At 70.1% G+C, this 14,261-nt stretch carries 15 protein-coding genes; 11 read left to right on the top strand and 4 right to left on the bottom strand.

What is annotated here, in order from left to right; all coding sequences use genetic code 11:
- Nucleotides 1-12: 12 nt before the first annotated feature.
- Nucleotides 13-540, bottom strand: coding sequence for a DinB family protein (locus VG899_11795; GenBank protein ID HWA67039.1), 528 nt, complete (start codon nucleotides 538-540; stop codon nucleotides 13-15).
- Between the two features lie 107 nt (nucleotides 541-647).
- Between VG899_11795 and VG899_11790 the strand changes: the two genes are divergently transcribed.
- From VG899_11790 to VG899_11765, 6 genes are all read left to right on the top strand, one after another.
- Nucleotides 648-2,435, top strand: coding sequence for a thiamine pyrophosphate-requiring protein (locus VG899_11790; protein ID HWA67038.1), 1,788 nt, complete (start codon nucleotides 648-650; stop codon nucleotides 2,433-2,435).
- 1 nt (nucleotide 2,436) lies between these two features.
- Entirely contained in the window at nucleotides 2,437-2,889 is a 453-nt protein-coding gene (locus VG899_11785; protein HWA67037.1) for a hypothetical protein, read from the top strand.
- A complete protein-coding gene (locus tag VG899_11780; GenBank protein HWA67036.1) occupies nucleotides 2,886-3,497 on the top strand; it encodes a gluconate 2-dehydrogenase subunit 3 family protein in 612 nt (203 codons plus the stop codon). Before VG899_11785 ends, VG899_11780 begins: the two co-directional genes overlap by 4 nt.
- An 89-nt stretch (nucleotides 3,498-3,586) precedes the next feature.
- Nucleotides 3,587-5,131 carry a GMC family oxidoreductase gene (locus VG899_11775; protein ID HWA67035.1) on the top strand — a complete coding sequence of 515 codons (1,545 nt, stop codon included), beginning with the start codon at nucleotides 3,587-3,589 and terminating at the stop codon, nucleotides 5,129-5,131.
- Complete coding sequence (locus VG899_11770; GenBank protein ID HWA67034.1) at nucleotides 5,128-6,234, top strand: enolase C-terminal domain-like protein; 1,107 nt, start codon at nucleotides 5,128-5,130, stop codon at nucleotides 6,232-6,234. Before VG899_11775 ends, VG899_11770 begins: the two co-directional genes overlap by 4 nt.
- A complete protein-coding gene (locus VG899_11765) occupies nucleotides 6,231-6,890 on the top strand; it encodes an HAD family hydrolase (protein HWA67033.1) in 660 nt (219 codons plus the stop codon). The genes VG899_11770 and VG899_11765 overlap by 4 nt, the downstream gene beginning before the upstream one ends.
- Nucleotides 6,891-6,896: 6 nt before the next feature.
- Here the strand turns inward: VG899_11765 and VG899_11760 are convergent, their stop codons facing one another.
- On the bottom strand, nucleotides 6,897-8,315 hold the full coding sequence (locus tag VG899_11760; GenBank protein HWA67032.1) for a sugar porter family MFS transporter: 1,419 nt from the start codon (nucleotides 8,313-8,315) through the stop codon (nucleotides 6,897-6,899).
- A gap of 86 nt (nucleotides 8,316-8,401) precedes the next feature.
- Between VG899_11760 and VG899_11755 the strand changes: the two genes are divergently transcribed.
- The gene (locus tag VG899_11755; GenBank protein ID HWA67031.1) at nucleotides 8,402-9,127 is read left to right on the top strand and encodes a DUF72 domain-containing protein; all 726 of its coding nucleotides are present in this window, start codon (nucleotides 8,402-8,404) and stop codon (nucleotides 9,125-9,127) included.
- Here the strand turns inward: VG899_11755 and VG899_11750 are convergent.
- Nucleotides 9,112-10,926: a glycoside hydrolase family 15 protein gene (locus VG899_11750; protein HWA67030.1), complete on the bottom strand. Its 1,815-nt coding sequence runs from the start codon at nucleotides 10,924-10,926 to the stop codon at nucleotides 9,112-9,114. The genes VG899_11755 and VG899_11750 overlap by 16 nt on opposite strands.
- Entirely contained in the window at nucleotides 10,884-11,867 is a 984-nt protein-coding gene (locus VG899_11745; protein ID HWA67029.1) for an SDR family oxidoreductase, read from the bottom strand. The genes VG899_11750 and VG899_11745 overlap by 43 nt, the downstream gene beginning before the upstream one ends.
- A 150-nt stretch (nucleotides 11,868-12,017) precedes the next feature.
- On the opposite strand from VG899_11745, the gene VG899_11740 reads away from it, so the two are divergent.
- Genes VG899_11740 through VG899_11725 form a run of 4 tightly spaced genes read left to right on the top strand, consistent with a single transcriptional unit; the run spans nucleotide 12,018 to nucleotide 14,260 of the window.
- Entirely contained in the window at nucleotides 12,018-12,977 is a 960-nt protein-coding gene (locus VG899_11740) for a TIGR03557 family F420-dependent LLM class oxidoreductase (GenBank protein HWA67028.1), read from the top strand.
- On the top strand, nucleotides 12,974-13,351 hold the full coding sequence (locus tag VG899_11735; GenBank protein HWA67027.1) for a CBS domain-containing protein: 378 nt from the start codon (nucleotides 12,974-12,976) through the stop codon (nucleotides 13,349-13,351). The genes VG899_11740 and VG899_11735 overlap by 4 nt, the downstream gene beginning before the upstream one ends.
- Nucleotides 13,351-13,764, top strand: a complete 414-nt coding sequence (locus VG899_11730) for a DUF5709 domain-containing protein (protein HWA67026.1) — start codon at nucleotides 13,351-13,353, stop codon at nucleotides 13,762-13,764. The genes VG899_11735 and VG899_11730 overlap by 1 nt, the downstream gene beginning before the upstream one ends.
- On the top strand, nucleotides 13,748-14,260 hold the full coding sequence (locus tag VG899_11725; GenBank protein ID HWA67025.1) for a DUF1360 domain-containing protein: 513 nt from the start codon (nucleotides 13,748-13,750) through the stop codon (nucleotides 14,258-14,260). The genes VG899_11730 and VG899_11725 overlap by 17 nt, the downstream gene beginning before the upstream one ends.
- Nucleotide 14,261: the final 1 nt, after the last annotated feature.

Below are 14,261 nucleotides of genomic sequence, written 5' to 3'. Positions count from 1 at the left end.
AAACGGCCGGGCTCACGGCTGCCGCGTGAGGAGACCGCGGACGTACGCGGCCTGCCCGAGATGCTGGAGGTCGTCCACGATGACGCTCATGAGGCGGGTGCCGAGGGTGACCGGGGGATCGAAGGAGTCATCGACGACGCGCTCGAGGTCGCGATCGCCGAGCTGCCCGACGTAGTCCAACGTGCGCTCGTGCACCGCGTCGTAGTAGTCGACGAGCAGGTCCGCGGAGCGGGGCCGTACAGCCGCGACGTCCATGGGGTTCTGGCCGTAGCCCGTCGCGTCCTGGTCGAACGGCAGGTCCAGCTTCTCCAGCCAGCCGCCTTCGTGCCACGCCTGCTTGCGGCCGGCCACGTCGGCGACGTGATCGTCCTGCACGCGGGTGAGATGCCAGATCAGCCAGGCGATCGTGTTGGCCTCCGGGTGCTCGCGATCGGCGTCGACGCGGGCCGCCAGCTCGCGGGGGCCGAGTCCGTCCAGCGTCGAGTGCACGCCCTGCTGGACGCGGTTGAAGGCTTCGGCGAGGAGCTCTGCGCTGTTCACGGCATGGGTCTACCCGGATCTGCCCGCGCTGCACCGGCGCCTCGCATGCTCGGCGTTCTGCGGGGGTAGATCACGAACGTCTTCGGGGAGAGCTGAAAGGACTCGACGTGGCCACTGTTGGCGACCAGGTGTTGGCACGACTCAAGGAGTGGGGAGTCGAGTGCGTCTTCGGCTATGCCGGGGACGGGATCAACGGCTTGCTCGCTGCGTGGGGCCGGGCGGACAACGACCCGAAGTTCGTGCAGGTGCGCCACGAGGAGATGGCGGCGTTCGCCGCGGTCGGCTACTCGAAGTTCACCGGACGAGTGGCGGTGTGTGCCGCGACTTCCGGACCGGGCGCGATCCACCTTCTCAATGGTCTGTACGACGCGAAGCTCGACCACGTACCGGTCGTCGCGATCGTCGGTCAGACCAACCGCAGCGCGATGGGCGGGTCCTACCAGCAGGAGGTCGACCTGCTGAGCCTGTTCAAGGACGTCGCCAACGAGTACTGCCAGATGGTGACGGTCCCCGAGCAGCTGCCGAACGTGATCGACCGGGCGATGCGCACGGCGATGACCCAGCGGTGTGTTGCGGCGATCATCATTCCGTCGGATGTCCAGGAGCTGGAGTACGCCGCACCGACGCACGAGTTCAAGATGGTGCCGTCCAGCCTCGGCATCGTGGAGCCTCAGCTGCTGCCGCCGGAGCGTGAGCTCGCCCACGCGGCGGAAATCATCAACTCGGGCAAGAAGGTCGCGATCCTGATCGGGCAAGGCGCCCGTGAGGCGGCGGACCAGGTCGTGGAGCTGGCGGAGCTCACCGGAGCCGGGGTGGCCAAGGCGCTGCTCGGCAAGGACGTGCTCTCCGACGAGCTGCCCTTCGTCACCGGGTCGATCGGTCTGCTGGGGACCCGCCCGTCGTATGAGCTGATGACCGGCTGCGACACCCTCGTCACGATCGGGTCGAACTTCCCGTACACCCAGTTCCTGCCCGAGTTCGGACAGGCGCGGGCGATCCAGATCGACATCGACCCCCGGTTCATCGGGATGCGTTATCCGTACGAGCTCAACCTCGTCGGCAGCGCCGGCGCGACGTTGAAGCAGCTGCTTCCGATGATCGAGCGCAAGAACGACCGCTCCTGGCGCGAGAGCATCGAGAAGCATGTCGCCCGGTGGTGGGACGTGATGGACCGCTCGGCGCAGGTGGGCGCCGACCCGCTGAACCCGCAGCGGGTGTTTGCGGAGGCCTCGGAGGTGCTGCCGGCCAACGTCATCGTGTCGGCCGACTCCGGCTCGTCGGCGAACTGGTACGCGCGCAACATCAAGCTGCGTCCGGGGATGCGGGGCTCGCTGTCGGGCACCTTGGCGACCATGGGCAACGGCGTCCCCTACATGGTGGGCGCGAAGTTCGGGCATCCGGACCGGCCGGCGATCGCGTTCGTCGGCGACGGGGCGATGCAGATGAACGGCATCAACGAGCTCATCACCATCTCCAAGTACTGGCAGGAGTGGAGTGACCCGCGGCTGATCATCGCGGTGCTGCACAACCAGGACCTCAACCAGGTCACCTGGGAGATGCGCGCCATGGAAGGGGCGCCGCAGTTCCTGCCCTCCCAGCAGCTGCCACCGTTCCCGTACGCCGAGTACGCGCGCAGCATCGGCCTGCAGGGTCTGCGGATCGACCAGCCCGGCGACATCGCGCCGGCATGGCGCAGTGCGCTCGGCGCGGACCGGCCGTGCGTCCTGGAGTTCGTGACGGATCCTGCGGTCCCGCCCATCCCGCCCCACGCCACCCTCGACCAGATCGAGAACATGATCTCGGCGGTCGTCCGCGGCGACTCCGACCGCTGGGACGTCATCAAGGAAGGCGTCAAGCTGAAGGCGCAGGAGTTCCTTCCCGGCGGCAAGGGCTGAGATGGCCGCTGCCGCGGAAGCCGTGCACGGCATCGACGTGCTGGTGCGCAACATCGAGACCGGGCATTTCGAGCGTTCCTTGTCCGGTCTTGCCGCAGTCGGGTCGGTGATCACCGCCGCCGAGATCTATTTCGAACACGACCGGGCGAGCTTCGGCAACCGCATGATGTGGCTGCCCGTCGCGCTCGGGCCGGTCGGGCTCGCCGCCGGTGTCGCCGGCGTTTTCAGCAAGCGGGCGGCGAAGACGGTGCTCCCGCTCGTCTCGACGCTGATGATCGCCAACGGCGTGCAGGGGACGTACCTGCACGCCCGCGGCGTGGCGCAACGACCGGGTGGCTGGTCTCTCGGCCGCTACAACATCGAGATGGGGCCGCCGCTGCTCGCCCCGATGCTCATGACGATGGTGGGTGGGATGGGCGTGCTGGCCGCGATCCTGCGCCGCGAAGGCGAATGAGCGCGCCTGCGCGGTTCCCGGGTTTCGACGTTCTCGGCGAGGTCCGGCACTGGGACGACACGACGGCCGGGGTGGTCTTGGCGCGGCTCGGCCCGGCCGCGGCGCTGCACTTCTTCACACCGGCCGAGGAAGCCGTCGGGAGGGCGTTGTTCGACCAGCTGCTCGGCCAGTGCGACGAGCGGGTGGTCCCGATACTGGAGATGGTCGACGCCAGGCTGTGCGAAGGCGAGACCGACGGCTGGCACTACCACGACATGCCCGAGGACGGCGACGCGTTCCGGGCCTCGTTCGCCGCGCTCGACGAGGACGCCAACGCCAAGTTCGGCGCACCGTTCGCCGAGCTCGAGCGGCCGATCCAGGCCGACCTGATCCGCGCGGTCCAACAGCTGGGCCAGGGCATGTGGCACGGGCTGAGCGCCGACCGGGTGTGGAGCCTGTGGACCCGCTATGCCTGCACCGCGTTCTACAGCCACCCGCTGGTATGGAACGAGATCGGCTTCGGTGGGCCCGCCTACCCGCGCGGGTACAAGAACATCGGCATCGACGCGCGTGAGCCGTGGGAGGTAGCGGACACCGTCGATCTCGACCCGGTCAGCCCCGGCGAATGACCAGCCTGTCCCGCGTCAAGCAGCGCAACGCGTCGGCGTGGCTGCTCCCGAACGACGGCACGCGTACCGACCACCGGCTGCGCCGCGACATGCGCCGGTTCGACGACGAGGAAGAGGTCGACATCGCGATCGTCGGCCTGGGGGCCGGCGGCTCGGTGCTGATGCAGCGGCTGGCGCGCGCCGGATGGCGGGTGGTCGGGTTCGACGCCGGTCCGTTCTGGGATCCGGACCGTGACTGGGTCAGCGACGAGGCCGGCTCGCACCACCTGTACTGGACCGAACCGCGGGTGATCGACGGCGACAACCCGGTCGCGCTCGGGTCGAACAACTCCGGCCGGGGCGTTGGCGGCTCGATGGTCCACTTCGCCGGCTACGTGCCGCGGTTCCACCCGTCGGACTTCGAGACGTACTCCCGTGACGGCGTCGGCGCCGACTGGCCGATCAACTACCAGCAGCTGGCGCCCTACTACCGGGCGATCGAGGAGGAGCTGCCGGTAGCGGGGCAGGAGTGGCCGTGGGGTGACCCGCACCGTTACCCGCACTCGCCGCACCCGGTCAGCGGCAACGGCATGATCTTCCAGCGCGGGGCGCTCGCGCTCGGCATCGAGACCCGGGTCGGCCCGGTCGCCATCGCGAACGGACGGTTCGGCAACCGCCCGCACTGCATCTATCGGGGCTTCTGCCTGCAGGGGTGCAAGGTCAACGCGAAGGCGTCGCCGCTGATCACGCACGTGCCTGACGCGCTCGCTCATGGCGCTGAGGTGCGTGCCGACAGCATGGTGTGTGCGGTCGAGGTCGACGACGCAAGCGGTCGGGCGACCGGGGTGCGCTACTTCAGGGACGGCGTCGAGCGCAGACAGCGGGCGCGGGTGGTCGCGGTCTGCGGCTACGCGATCGAGACGCCTCGGTTGCTGCTCAACTCGGCCACCAAGCGCTGGCCCGACGGCCTCGCCAACGACCACGACCAGGTCGGGCGCTACGTGATGGTGCAAGGGGCACCGCAGGCGGCCGGCCGGTTCGACGAAGAGATCCGGATGCACAAGGCGCCGCCTCCCGAGGTGACGTCGGAGCAGTTCTACGAGACGGACCCGACGAATCCCTACCAGCGCGGCTTCAGCATCCAGAACGTCTCACCGCTGCCGATCACCTGGGCGGAGCACGTCGCCGCCCAGGGCCACTGGGGGGAACCGCTACGCGAGTACATGCGTGACTACGTCCATTGGGCGACCCTGGGCGCGTTGTGCGAGTACCTGCCACGACCGCAGAACCGGGTGACCCTCGACGAGGAGAAGGACCGTTACGGACTGCCGGTCGCGAGGTTCAGCTACAGCCTCGGCGAGAACGACCGGATGCTGCTCGACGCCGCGAGGGCCGCGCAGGTGCGCATCCTCGAGGCGGCCGGCGCGACGGAGGTCATCACCATCGACCGCAACGCGCATCTGGTCGGTGGGGCGCGGATGAGCGCCCGGCCGGAGGACGGTGTGGTCGACGCCGATCTGCGCACGTGGTCCATTCCGAACCTCTACGTCGTGGACGGCAGCGTCCTCCCGACGCAGGGGTCAGCCAACCCGGCGCTGACGATCATGGCGCTCGCTGCGCGGGCGGCGGACCGGCTCGTCGTGGACCGTCGATGACCGACGTCACCGTCGATGCGGTCGACGCGGCCGCCTACCGGGTGCCGACCGACAGTCCCGAGGCCGACGGCACGTTGTCGTGGGATGCCACCACCGTCGTGGTCGTCACGGCGGCCGCCGGTGGCGTGACCGGTCTCGGTTGGACCTACGCCGGTTCGGCTGCCGCCGGAGTCGTCGAGGACATGCTGGGACCGGTCGTGGCGGGCCGTTCGGCCTTCGACCCTCGTGGCGCCAACGCCGCGATGTCGCGCGCGGTTCGCAACGTCGGCCGCGACGGCGTGGCGGGGACCGCCATCTCCGCGGTGGACGTCGCGGTGTGGGACCTGCAGGCGCGGTTGCTCGGCGTTCCGCTGCACCGTCTGCTCGGAGGGTCCGGCGAACCGGTCGAGGTCTACGGCAGCGGCGGGTTCACGACGTACGACGACGAGCAGACGACGCGGCAGATCACCGACTGGCTGGAACGATGCGGGGTCGAGGCCGTCAAGATCAAGGTGGGGGAGAGCTGGGGCTCACGTGAGGGGCGTGACCTCGAGCGGGCGCGTCTGGTCCGCCGTCTCATCGGTGACGAGCGTGGGCTCTTCGTCGATGCCAACGGCGGCTACTCCGTCGGACAGGCGGTCCGCATGGCGCACCGCTACGACGACCTCGGTGTGAGCTGGTTCGAGGAGCCCGTGACCTCCGACGACTTGGCAGGGCTGCGCCGGGTGCGAAACGCGGCACTGGCGGACGTGGCGGCCGGCGAGTACGGCTACGACCTGCCCTACTTCGCCCGGATGGTCGACGCGTCGGCGGTGGACTGCCTGCAGATCGACGCGACTCGATGCGGCGGGGTGACCGAGTTCCTGCGTGCCGCGGCGGTGGCCGCCGCACACTGCCTGGACGTGTCAGCGCACTGTGCCCCGCACCTGCATGCCGCGTTCGTCGGAGTGGTGCCCAACATCCGCCACATCGAGTACTTCCACGACCACTGCCGAGTCGAGGAGGAGCTGCTCTTCGACGGCGCGGCTGCCGCGCGCGACGGCCACCTGAGGCCCTCCGACGCGCCGGGGCATGGGGTGTCGTTGCGCACCGCGGACGCCGAGCGCTTCCGGGTCGCGTCGTGACGAGCCGGGCGGTCCTCTTCGACGTCGACGGCACCCTCGTCGACACCAACTACCTGCACGCGGTCGCCTGGGCGGAGGCGTTTCACGCCTACGGCTACGAGGTGCCGGCGAGCACCTGCCATCAGCTGATCGGGCAAGGCTCGCAGCGGCTGGTGGAGTCGGTGCTCGGCAAGTCCGACGACCGCATCGTCGAGGCGCACAGCGACTTCTACGGGCCGCAGCTGTATCGGCTCCGGGCCTTTCCGGCGGCCGCGGACCTGCTGCGGCAGGTGAAGGCGAGGGGCCTGACCGTGGTGCTCGCGACGAGCGCGTCGGCGAGCGACGCGGCGCATCTGCGGAAGGCGATCGATGCCGAGGACGCGATCGACCACGTCACGACGAAGGACGATGTGGAGTCGTCCAAGCCCGACCCCGACATCGTCCACGCGGCGCTCGACCTCGCGGGCGTCGACCCGCGAGACGCCGTCTTCGTCGGCGACACCGTGTGGGACGTGGCGGCGGCCGAGCAGGCGGGCATGGCGTGCGTGTGCGTGCTGACGGGCGGCATCGCCGAGCCCGTGCTCCGAGAGGCGGGCGCGGCGGAGATCTATCGCGACCTCACCGACCTGCTGCGTCGTTTCGACGACTCGCCCCTCGGGCGGCTCGCCGCGCGCTGAGTCCTCCTACCGGGCGTGCGCCACGTTGCGGCGCGAGCGTGAGGACGAGCGGGACGACTCGGGAGCGGCGCCCAGGTCGCGCTCGATCTGTTCGAGGGTGCGTCCCTTCGTCTCCGGGACGCGCAGGGCGAAGAAGGCGGTCGCCAGCACGCCGAAGCCGGCGTACAGCCAGAACGTGGCCGGTCGGCCGATGTCCGCGACCAAAGTCAGGAAGTAGTAGGAGACGAAGAAGTTGGCCGCCCAGTTCACGATGGTGCATACCGCCATGCCTTGGCTGCGCACCCGAAGCGGGAACACCTCGGCGATCATCAGCCAGAACACCGGTCCCAGCCCGATGGCGAAGCTCGCGATGAAGACCACCAGCGCCACGACGGCCAGCCAGGACGCGTCGTTCTGCAGCGTGCTCGACTGGAAGAAGGCGCCGAGCACGGCGAGGGCGACGGTCAGCCCGACCGTCCCCGTGATCAGCAGTGCCCGGCGACCCAGCCGGTCGAGCAGTGCGATCGCCACCACGGTGAAGACGACGTTGGTGATGCCCACCGACAGCGCCTCGGTCACCGACTGGTTCGCAGACAGCCCGGTGTAGCGCAGGATCGTGGGTGCGTAGTAGACGACGGTGTTGACGCCGACCACCTGCTGGAAGAACGCCAGCCCGAGCCCTACCAGCAACATCGGGCGGGTGTCGGCCGCCAGCAGTGCGCGCAGGCCGGCTTTCCGCTCCGAGGCCAGGACGTGCTGGATCTCCTCGACCTCCTTGTCGACGCCCCGCCGCGAGTGTGAGCGCGCGAGCACCCGGCGCGCCTCGTCCTCGCGGTCGGCCTCGAGCAGCCAGCGGGGCGTGTGGGGGAGCAGGAGCATGCCGATGGTGAGCGCGATCCCGGGCAGCGCGCCGAGCGCGAGCATCCAGCGCCAGCTGTTGGTCACATCCTTGAACGCGTAGTCGACGAGATAGGCGATGAAGATCCCGGACGTGATCATGAACTGGTTGAATGACACCGTTCCGCCGCGCAGCTTCGGCGGGACGTGCTCGGAGATGTAGAGCGGCCCGACGAACGATGCGGCGCCGACGGCCAGACCGAGGACGGCACGAGCGGCGATCAATGAGCCGGTGCCTTGAGCCAGCCCGGACCACAGTGCGGCAGCGACGTACACCACGCCTGCGCCGACGATCGTGAACTTGCGGCTGAACCGGTCGGCGAGGTAGCCGGCGGCGGCCGCGCCCGCGCACGCTCCCAGCAGGAGGGCGCCGACGAACCAGCTCTGCGCGCCGGTCGAGGCGTGGAAGTCCTTGGTGATGTAGAGCTGCGCTCCGGAGATCACGCCGGTGTCGAACCCGAACAACAGCCCGGCCAGTGCTGCCACGATGGCGATGCCCGACACGGTCCGGTTCCGACCCCGCAATGCCTCTTTTGCAAAGCTCGCCATTGATCCGTCCTCTCGCCGACGCGGGTGACTCATGCGTTCCCGGTGTCTCGCTGAGTACGCCGGGTAGGGCTGCATACGTGGGACGGGTGCGGGTCGGTACCAGCGGCTGGCAGTACGCAGACTGGCGTGGCGGCCTCTACCCGCCGAAGCTGCCGCAGCGCGACTGGCTGGCCTGCTACGTCCGCTCGTTCGACACCGTCGAGGTGAACTCGAGCTTCTACCGGCTCCCCAAGCTGGACACCGTCCAGCGCTGGGCGGACACCGTCCCCGACGGCTTCACGATGGGCATCAAGGCGAGCAGGTTCCTGACCCACGTCAAGCGGCTGCGCGAGCCCGAGGAACCGGTGCTACGGCTGCTGGGTGTCCTCGAGCCGCTTCGCCGCCGCGGTCTGCTGGGCCCGATCCTCGTCCAGCTGCCGCCGGACCTGCCGGTGGAGGTGGGACGCCTCGACGGCGCGCTGGCGTGCTTCCCGGACGACGTCCTGGTGGCCGTCGAGCCCCGCCACCCGTCGTGGTTCGTCGACGACGTGCGCGACGTCCTGACCCGTCATCGAGCGGCCCTGGTCTGGGCGGATCGGGAGGGGCGAAGCCTCGGACCGCTGTGGGAAACCGCGCCGTGGCGCTATCTGCGGCTCCACCACGGCCGCGACGGCTGGGACTACGACGAGGCCGACCTCAGTCGCTGGGCGGCCCTGCTGAGGGCAGCCGACGCAGGCTACGTCTACGCCAACAACGACCCCGGCGGCGCGGCCGTGCGCGATGCGAAGCGGCTGCTCGAGATGATCGGCGGGTCTGCCTACGCGGCGGCGTGAGCGTAGGCGCAGGCGGCGTTGATGAGGGCGAGGTGCGAGAGCCCCTGCGGGAAGTTGCCGAGCATCGCGCCGGTGTCCGGATCGATCTCCTCGGCGTAGAGCCCGACGTCGTTGGCCTTCGCGACCAGCTGGTCCATCAGCTCTCGGGCGTCGTCGAGCTCGCCGAGGTACACCATCGACTGCGCCAGCCAGAAGCTGCATGCGATGAACGCGCCCTCCTCGTCCACCCCGGAGTAGCGGTAGACCAGCGGGCCGTCGCAGAGCTCCTTGCGGATCGCCGCCACCGTCGCCGCGAGGCGCTCGCCGCGATCGAAGCCGGACCGCGCCATGAGCAGCGTGGCCGCGTCCAGCCCGTCGCCGCCGGCGTACCCGACGTAGCAGCCGCGTTTGTCCGACCAGCAGTTCTGTTCGACCCACGCTCTGATCAGTGCGGCCTCGCTGCGCCACCGCGAGAGGTTGCCGCCGGAGACCTGACCGCACTCGCACAGGCGCACGGCACGGTCGAGAGCGGTCCAGCAACCGATCTTCGAGACCGTGTAGTGCCGTGAGGTCGGCAGCTCCCACACGCCGGCGTCCTCTTGGCGCCAGGTGTCGCAGCAGCGGTCGGCGAGGCTGGACAGCAGCTGTGACGTCCGCGGATCGAGGCAGTGGCCGGCGTCGACGTACTGCCAGATCATGTCGAACAGGTCGCCGTAGGTGCCGAGCTGCACCTGGCGCGCGGCGCCGTTGCCGACTCGCACCGGCTGGCTGCCGCGGTACCCCGACACCGCGGGGCGGGACTCGTCGTTGCCGGCGGCGGACCCGTCGAGCCGGTAGAAGACGTGCAGCTCCGGTGAGGTACGGCGCAGCGCGCCGAGCATCCACTGCACGGCTGCCTGTGCCTCGTCGTGCAGCCGAAGCGACAGCAGCGCGTCGACGGTGAACGAGCAGTCCCGGATCCACATGAACCGGTAGTCCCAGTTCTTGTCGCCACCGAGGCGCTCGGGCAGGGAGGTCGTCGCGGCGGCTGCCACCGCGCCGGTAGGCACGAACTGAAGCATGCGGAGCGCGAGTGCCGAACGCCGGACCGCTTCCTGCCAGGGGCCGTCGTAGTCGATCGCCGACGCCCACTCCCGCCAGCGGTCGGTGGTGATGGTGAGGTGCCCTTCGAGCTCGTCTCGGTCGGCGAGGAACACCGGCGCGTCCGCGCCGCCCACCACCGCGATGAGCCCGGGCCGCTGGGCGGTCGGGGTGAAGCTTGCCGACACTCGGTGGCCGTCGCAGACCGGCTCGCCGACGTCGTAGAGCCGCAGCGCGAGCTGCTCCTCACCGACCTGCATGATCATCGCGTCCTGGCGATCGGCGATCCAGGGCTGCACGGCGGCGAGCTGGGTGCCCGGCGCGATGGTCCATCGCATGGGAACCTCGCCGTGGAGGGCATCGACCCGCCGGACCAGCTCGCTCCAGGCCAGCCGGCCGGAGCGGCCCAGCGGCAGCGAGTCCGTGACGCGCACCGCGCCGCGCTCGGTGGTGAACGTCGTCTCGAGCACGTTGGTGTCCGGCACGTAGCGGCGGGTCGACCCGAACGCGATCTCCGGCGCCAGCTCCAGGTAGCCGCCCTGCGCGCTGTCGAGCACGGCCGCGAAGGTGGGTGCCGCGTCCATCGCGGGCACCGGCCACCAGTCGATCCGGCCGTCGGTCGACACCAACGCCACGGTGCGCCCGTCGCCGATGGCGGCGTAGGACTCGATCGGCGCGTAGCCGTCCTCGTCCCGCATCATCGCCCGCCGAGGAAGGGCAGCCGGTCCAGCAGGCTCCATACCGCCATCGAGACCGCCGACCACGGGTCGCTCGGATGAGCGGTCTCGTCGAACATCCCATGGGCGCCGGCGTCCTCGTCCTCATCGCTGGGCGTGAACACGTTGACGTCGCGGCGCGGCCCGTGGTCGGTGACCTGGCCGTCGAAGCCGGTGCGCGCGAGGTAGCGGTCGAGGAATGCAGGCGCGATGCGGTTGCCCAGAACGGTGTACGCCGAGGAAACCCCGATCCACATGCTGCGGCGCGGGTGCTCGCCGAGGAACCGGATCGCGCGGGCGGCGACCTCGGGCTGGAAGACCGGTGCCACCGGCTGCGGGTGACCGGGCATCGCGTTGTCGTTCCAGTCGAACTGCGGGGTGTTCAGACCCGGCAACGTCGCAAGACACACCCGGACGTTGCTCTTCTCGTGCATCAGCTCGGTGATCACCGACTCGGTGAAGCCCTTGATCGCGTGCTTGGCCCCGCAGTAGGCCGACTGGAGCGGGATCCCTCGATAGGCCAGGGCAGAGCTGACGTTGACGATGACGCCGCGGTCCCGGGGCCGCATCAGCCCGAGAGCGACCCGCGTGCCGTTGACCTGGCCGAAGTAGGTCACTTCGGTGATTCGCCGGTAGGTCTGCGGATCGGTGTCCCAGAACGTCCGCAGCGCGCCGACGAACGCGTTGTTCACCCACAGGTCGATCGGTCCGAGTGCTTGTTCGATGTCGGCCGCGGCCCGTTCGAGGGCGTCGAGGTCCGCGACGTCGGCCGCAACCGTGTGGCAGCGCCGACCGAGCGCCTCGACGTCGGTCTTGGCGCCGGCTAGCCCCGCCGTACCCCGCGCGATCACGCCCACGTCCCAACCGTGGCGTGCCAGCTCGACAACCGTTGCCCGGCCCACGCCCGCGGAGCCGCCCGTCACCACGGCGACGCGTGCCCGCCGTACCTGCGATGAATCCGTCACAACCGCTGCATTCCCTCTTGATCGACTTCTGTCCCCTCCTGGTTGGCGGAGGTTTGCCGACCGCTGCCGAATACCGGCGAGCACCGCGGGCATCCCTGATCACCGATGGGGGGGGCGAGTGCTCACCGCAGTGACGGGTAGGTCAACGACATGACAGAGTTCGGCTTCTTTCTTTCGTCCGAAGAGCTCAGCCCGCAGCGCCAGGTGGAGCTGGCGAAGACCGCTGAGGACGCGGGCTTCGATCGCATCTGGATCTCCGACCACTACCACCCGTGGACTCGCGAGCAGGGCGAGAGCGGCTTCGTGTGGTCCGTGCTCGGCGCGATCGCTGCCAGCACCGACCTGCGGATGACCACCGCCGTCACCTGCCCGACCGACCGGATCCATCCTGCGGTGCTCGCACAGGCCACCGCGACCATCGCCTCGTTGGCACCAGGTCGGTTCAGCTTCGGCGTCGGCTCGGGCGAGCGCCTCAACGAGCACATCCTCGGCGGTCTCTGGCCGCCGGCGCCGATCCGCCTGCAGCGGCTGGAGGAGGCCATCGGCCTGATCCGCCGCCTGTGGAGCGGGGAGACCGTGACCCACCGCGGCGAGCACTACACCGTCGACGCCGCCCGCATCTTCTCGCTGCCGGAGAAGGAGCCCGACATCCTGGTCTCCGGCTTCGGCCCCGCATCGACCGCGCTCGCGGCGAAGGTCGGCGACGGCTATATCAACGTGCAGCCCGCCAAGGAGCTGGTGGACCAGTACCGCGCGGCGGGCGGTCGCGGCATCACGCAAGGCGGCATGAAGTTCTGCTGGGCCCCCTCCGAGGAGGAGGCGGCCAAGACGGCGCACCGGCTGTGGGGCTTCGAGGCGGTCGGCGGCCAGGCCGCGCAGGACCTGCCCTCCTGGGCGGAGTTCGAACAGCTCGGCGAGGCCGGTTCGCCGGAGAAGACCGCCGAGGCGGTGCCGTGCGGCCCCGATCCGGAGCGCGCCGCGGCGGCGATCAAGCAGTACGTCGACGCCGGCTTCGACGAGGTCTACCTCTCCCAGATGGGTCCGGACCAGGAAGGCGGCATCAAGTTCCTCACCGAAGAGGTGCTGCCGCTGCTGAAGGGCACTACGTGACGACCGCGCGTGAGGTGATGACGCCGGGCACGGCGTACCTGAAGGACGACGCGACAGTCGCCGAGGCGGCCCGCCAGCTCGCCGACGCCACCGACGGCGCGGTGCCGGTGTGCGACTCCGAAGGCCACCTGCGAGGCATGGTGACCGATCGCGACCTCGTCGCCGAGGTGGCCGCCGCCGGGAAGCTCTCGGGGGAGACCCGGTTGATCGACCTGGTTCGCGGCGAAGTGGTGACGGTCAACGCCGACGACGAGGTCGAGGACGCGGTTGCCACCATGCGCAAGCACAAGGTGGGGCGGCTTCCGGTGGTGGACGGCGAGAAGCTCGTCGGCATGCTGAGCCGGGCCGATCTCCCGGGCGGGTCGGTGCAGTGATGAGCACGGCGAGCGGCTACCCCGAACCGGACCCGGGCTCCGCGCTCGAAGACGAGGGCATCCCCGACCAGTCGGACGCGTTGCCCGGCAAGGTGATCACCGGTGACGCGCAAGAGGACCTCGCGGCGCCCGGGGACGCTCCGATCGCCGCCGAGGACTTCGGGATGACCGCGGAGGAAGAACGTGCCGGCGAGCCGCTCGACGGCCGGCTCGCCCGTGAGCTGCCCGACGTGTCGCAGCACAGCGGTGCGGCCGACGGCCAGCCCTATCCCGAGGATCCCGAGGAGCGGGCCGGTCGGCTCACCGCGCCTTCCGATGACGGCAAGGACCAAGATCTGTGGGGTGAAGACGTCGGCGCCGACCGCGGCGGCTTCGCTCCCGAGGAACGGGCGATGCATGTCGACGACAGCTGAGGCACTCGATCGCGGCGTGCGGGCCGAGGCGAGGTACGGGCGGCCACTGCCCGAGCTCGCCGGGTACGCCGGCGCGGTCGCGGTCTATCTCACCGGGATGGGCGCGGCGATCTGGCGGCTGAACGCCAAGCGCAAGCTGCCCGACCGGTTCGGGGCGGGTGACTTGGCCCTGCTGGCGCTGGCCACCCACAAGCTGAGCAGGACCGTCAGCCGGGACGCCGTGACCAGTCCGTTCCGGGCGCCGTTCGCCCGCTTCGAAGGCTCCGCATCCCCGGGTGAGGTCGAGGAAGAAGTGGCGGGAAGCGGTGCGCGTCACGCCATCGGGGAGCTCATCACCTGCCCGTTCTGCATGGACCAGTGGATCGCGTCGGGCTTCGTCATCGGCCTCGCCGCGGCGCCTCGGTTCACCCGGTTCGTCGCGAGCGTGTTCGCGGTTCGGGCCGGCGCCGACCTGCTCCAGTTCGGCTACGCCGCGGCCAACCAGGCCGCCGAGTAGC

This window comes from Mycobacteriales bacterium, assembly GCA_035550055.1.
Lineage (GTDB): Bacteria > Actinomycetota > Actinomycetes > JAFAQI01 > JAFAQI01 > DASZTV01.
Note: the sequence above shows the minus strand (reverse complement) of the source record. Positions and strands in the feature narration are given on the sequence as shown.

Coding starts and splice junctions, on each gene's coding strand:
- VG899_11785 (HWA67037.1), top strand. CDS start 2,437: ATGGCCGCTGCCGCGGAAGCCGTGCACGGCATCGACGTGCTGGTGCGC.
- VG899_11780 (HWA67036.1), top strand. CDS start 2,886: ATGAGCGCGCCTGCGCGGTTCCCGGGTTTCGACGTTCTCGGCGAGGTC.
- VG899_11775 (HWA67035.1), top strand. CDS start 3,587: ATGCGCCGGTTCGACGACGAGGAAGAGGTCGACATCGCGATCGTCGGC.
- VG899_11770 (HWA67034.1), top strand. CDS start 5,128: ATGACCGACGTCACCGTCGATGCGGTCGACGCGGCCGCCTACCGGGTG.
- VG899_11760 (HWA67032.1), bottom strand. CDS start 8,315: ATGGCGAGCTTTGCAAAAGAGGCATTGCGGGGTCGGAACCGGACCGTG.
- VG899_11750 (HWA67030.1), bottom strand. CDS start 10,926: ATGGAGCCTGCTGGACCGGCTGCCCTTCCTCGGCGGGCGATGATGCGG.
- VG899_11740 (HWA67028.1), top strand. CDS start 12,018: ATGACAGAGTTCGGCTTCTTTCTTTCGTCCGAAGAGCTCAGCCCGCAG.
- VG899_11730 (HWA67026.1), top strand. CDS start 13,351: ATGAGCACGGCGAGCGGCTACCCCGAACCGGACCCGGGCTCCGCGCTC.
- VG899_11725 (HWA67025.1), top strand. CDS start 13,748: ATGTCGACGACAGCTGAGGCACTCGATCGCGGCGTGCGGGCCGAGGCG.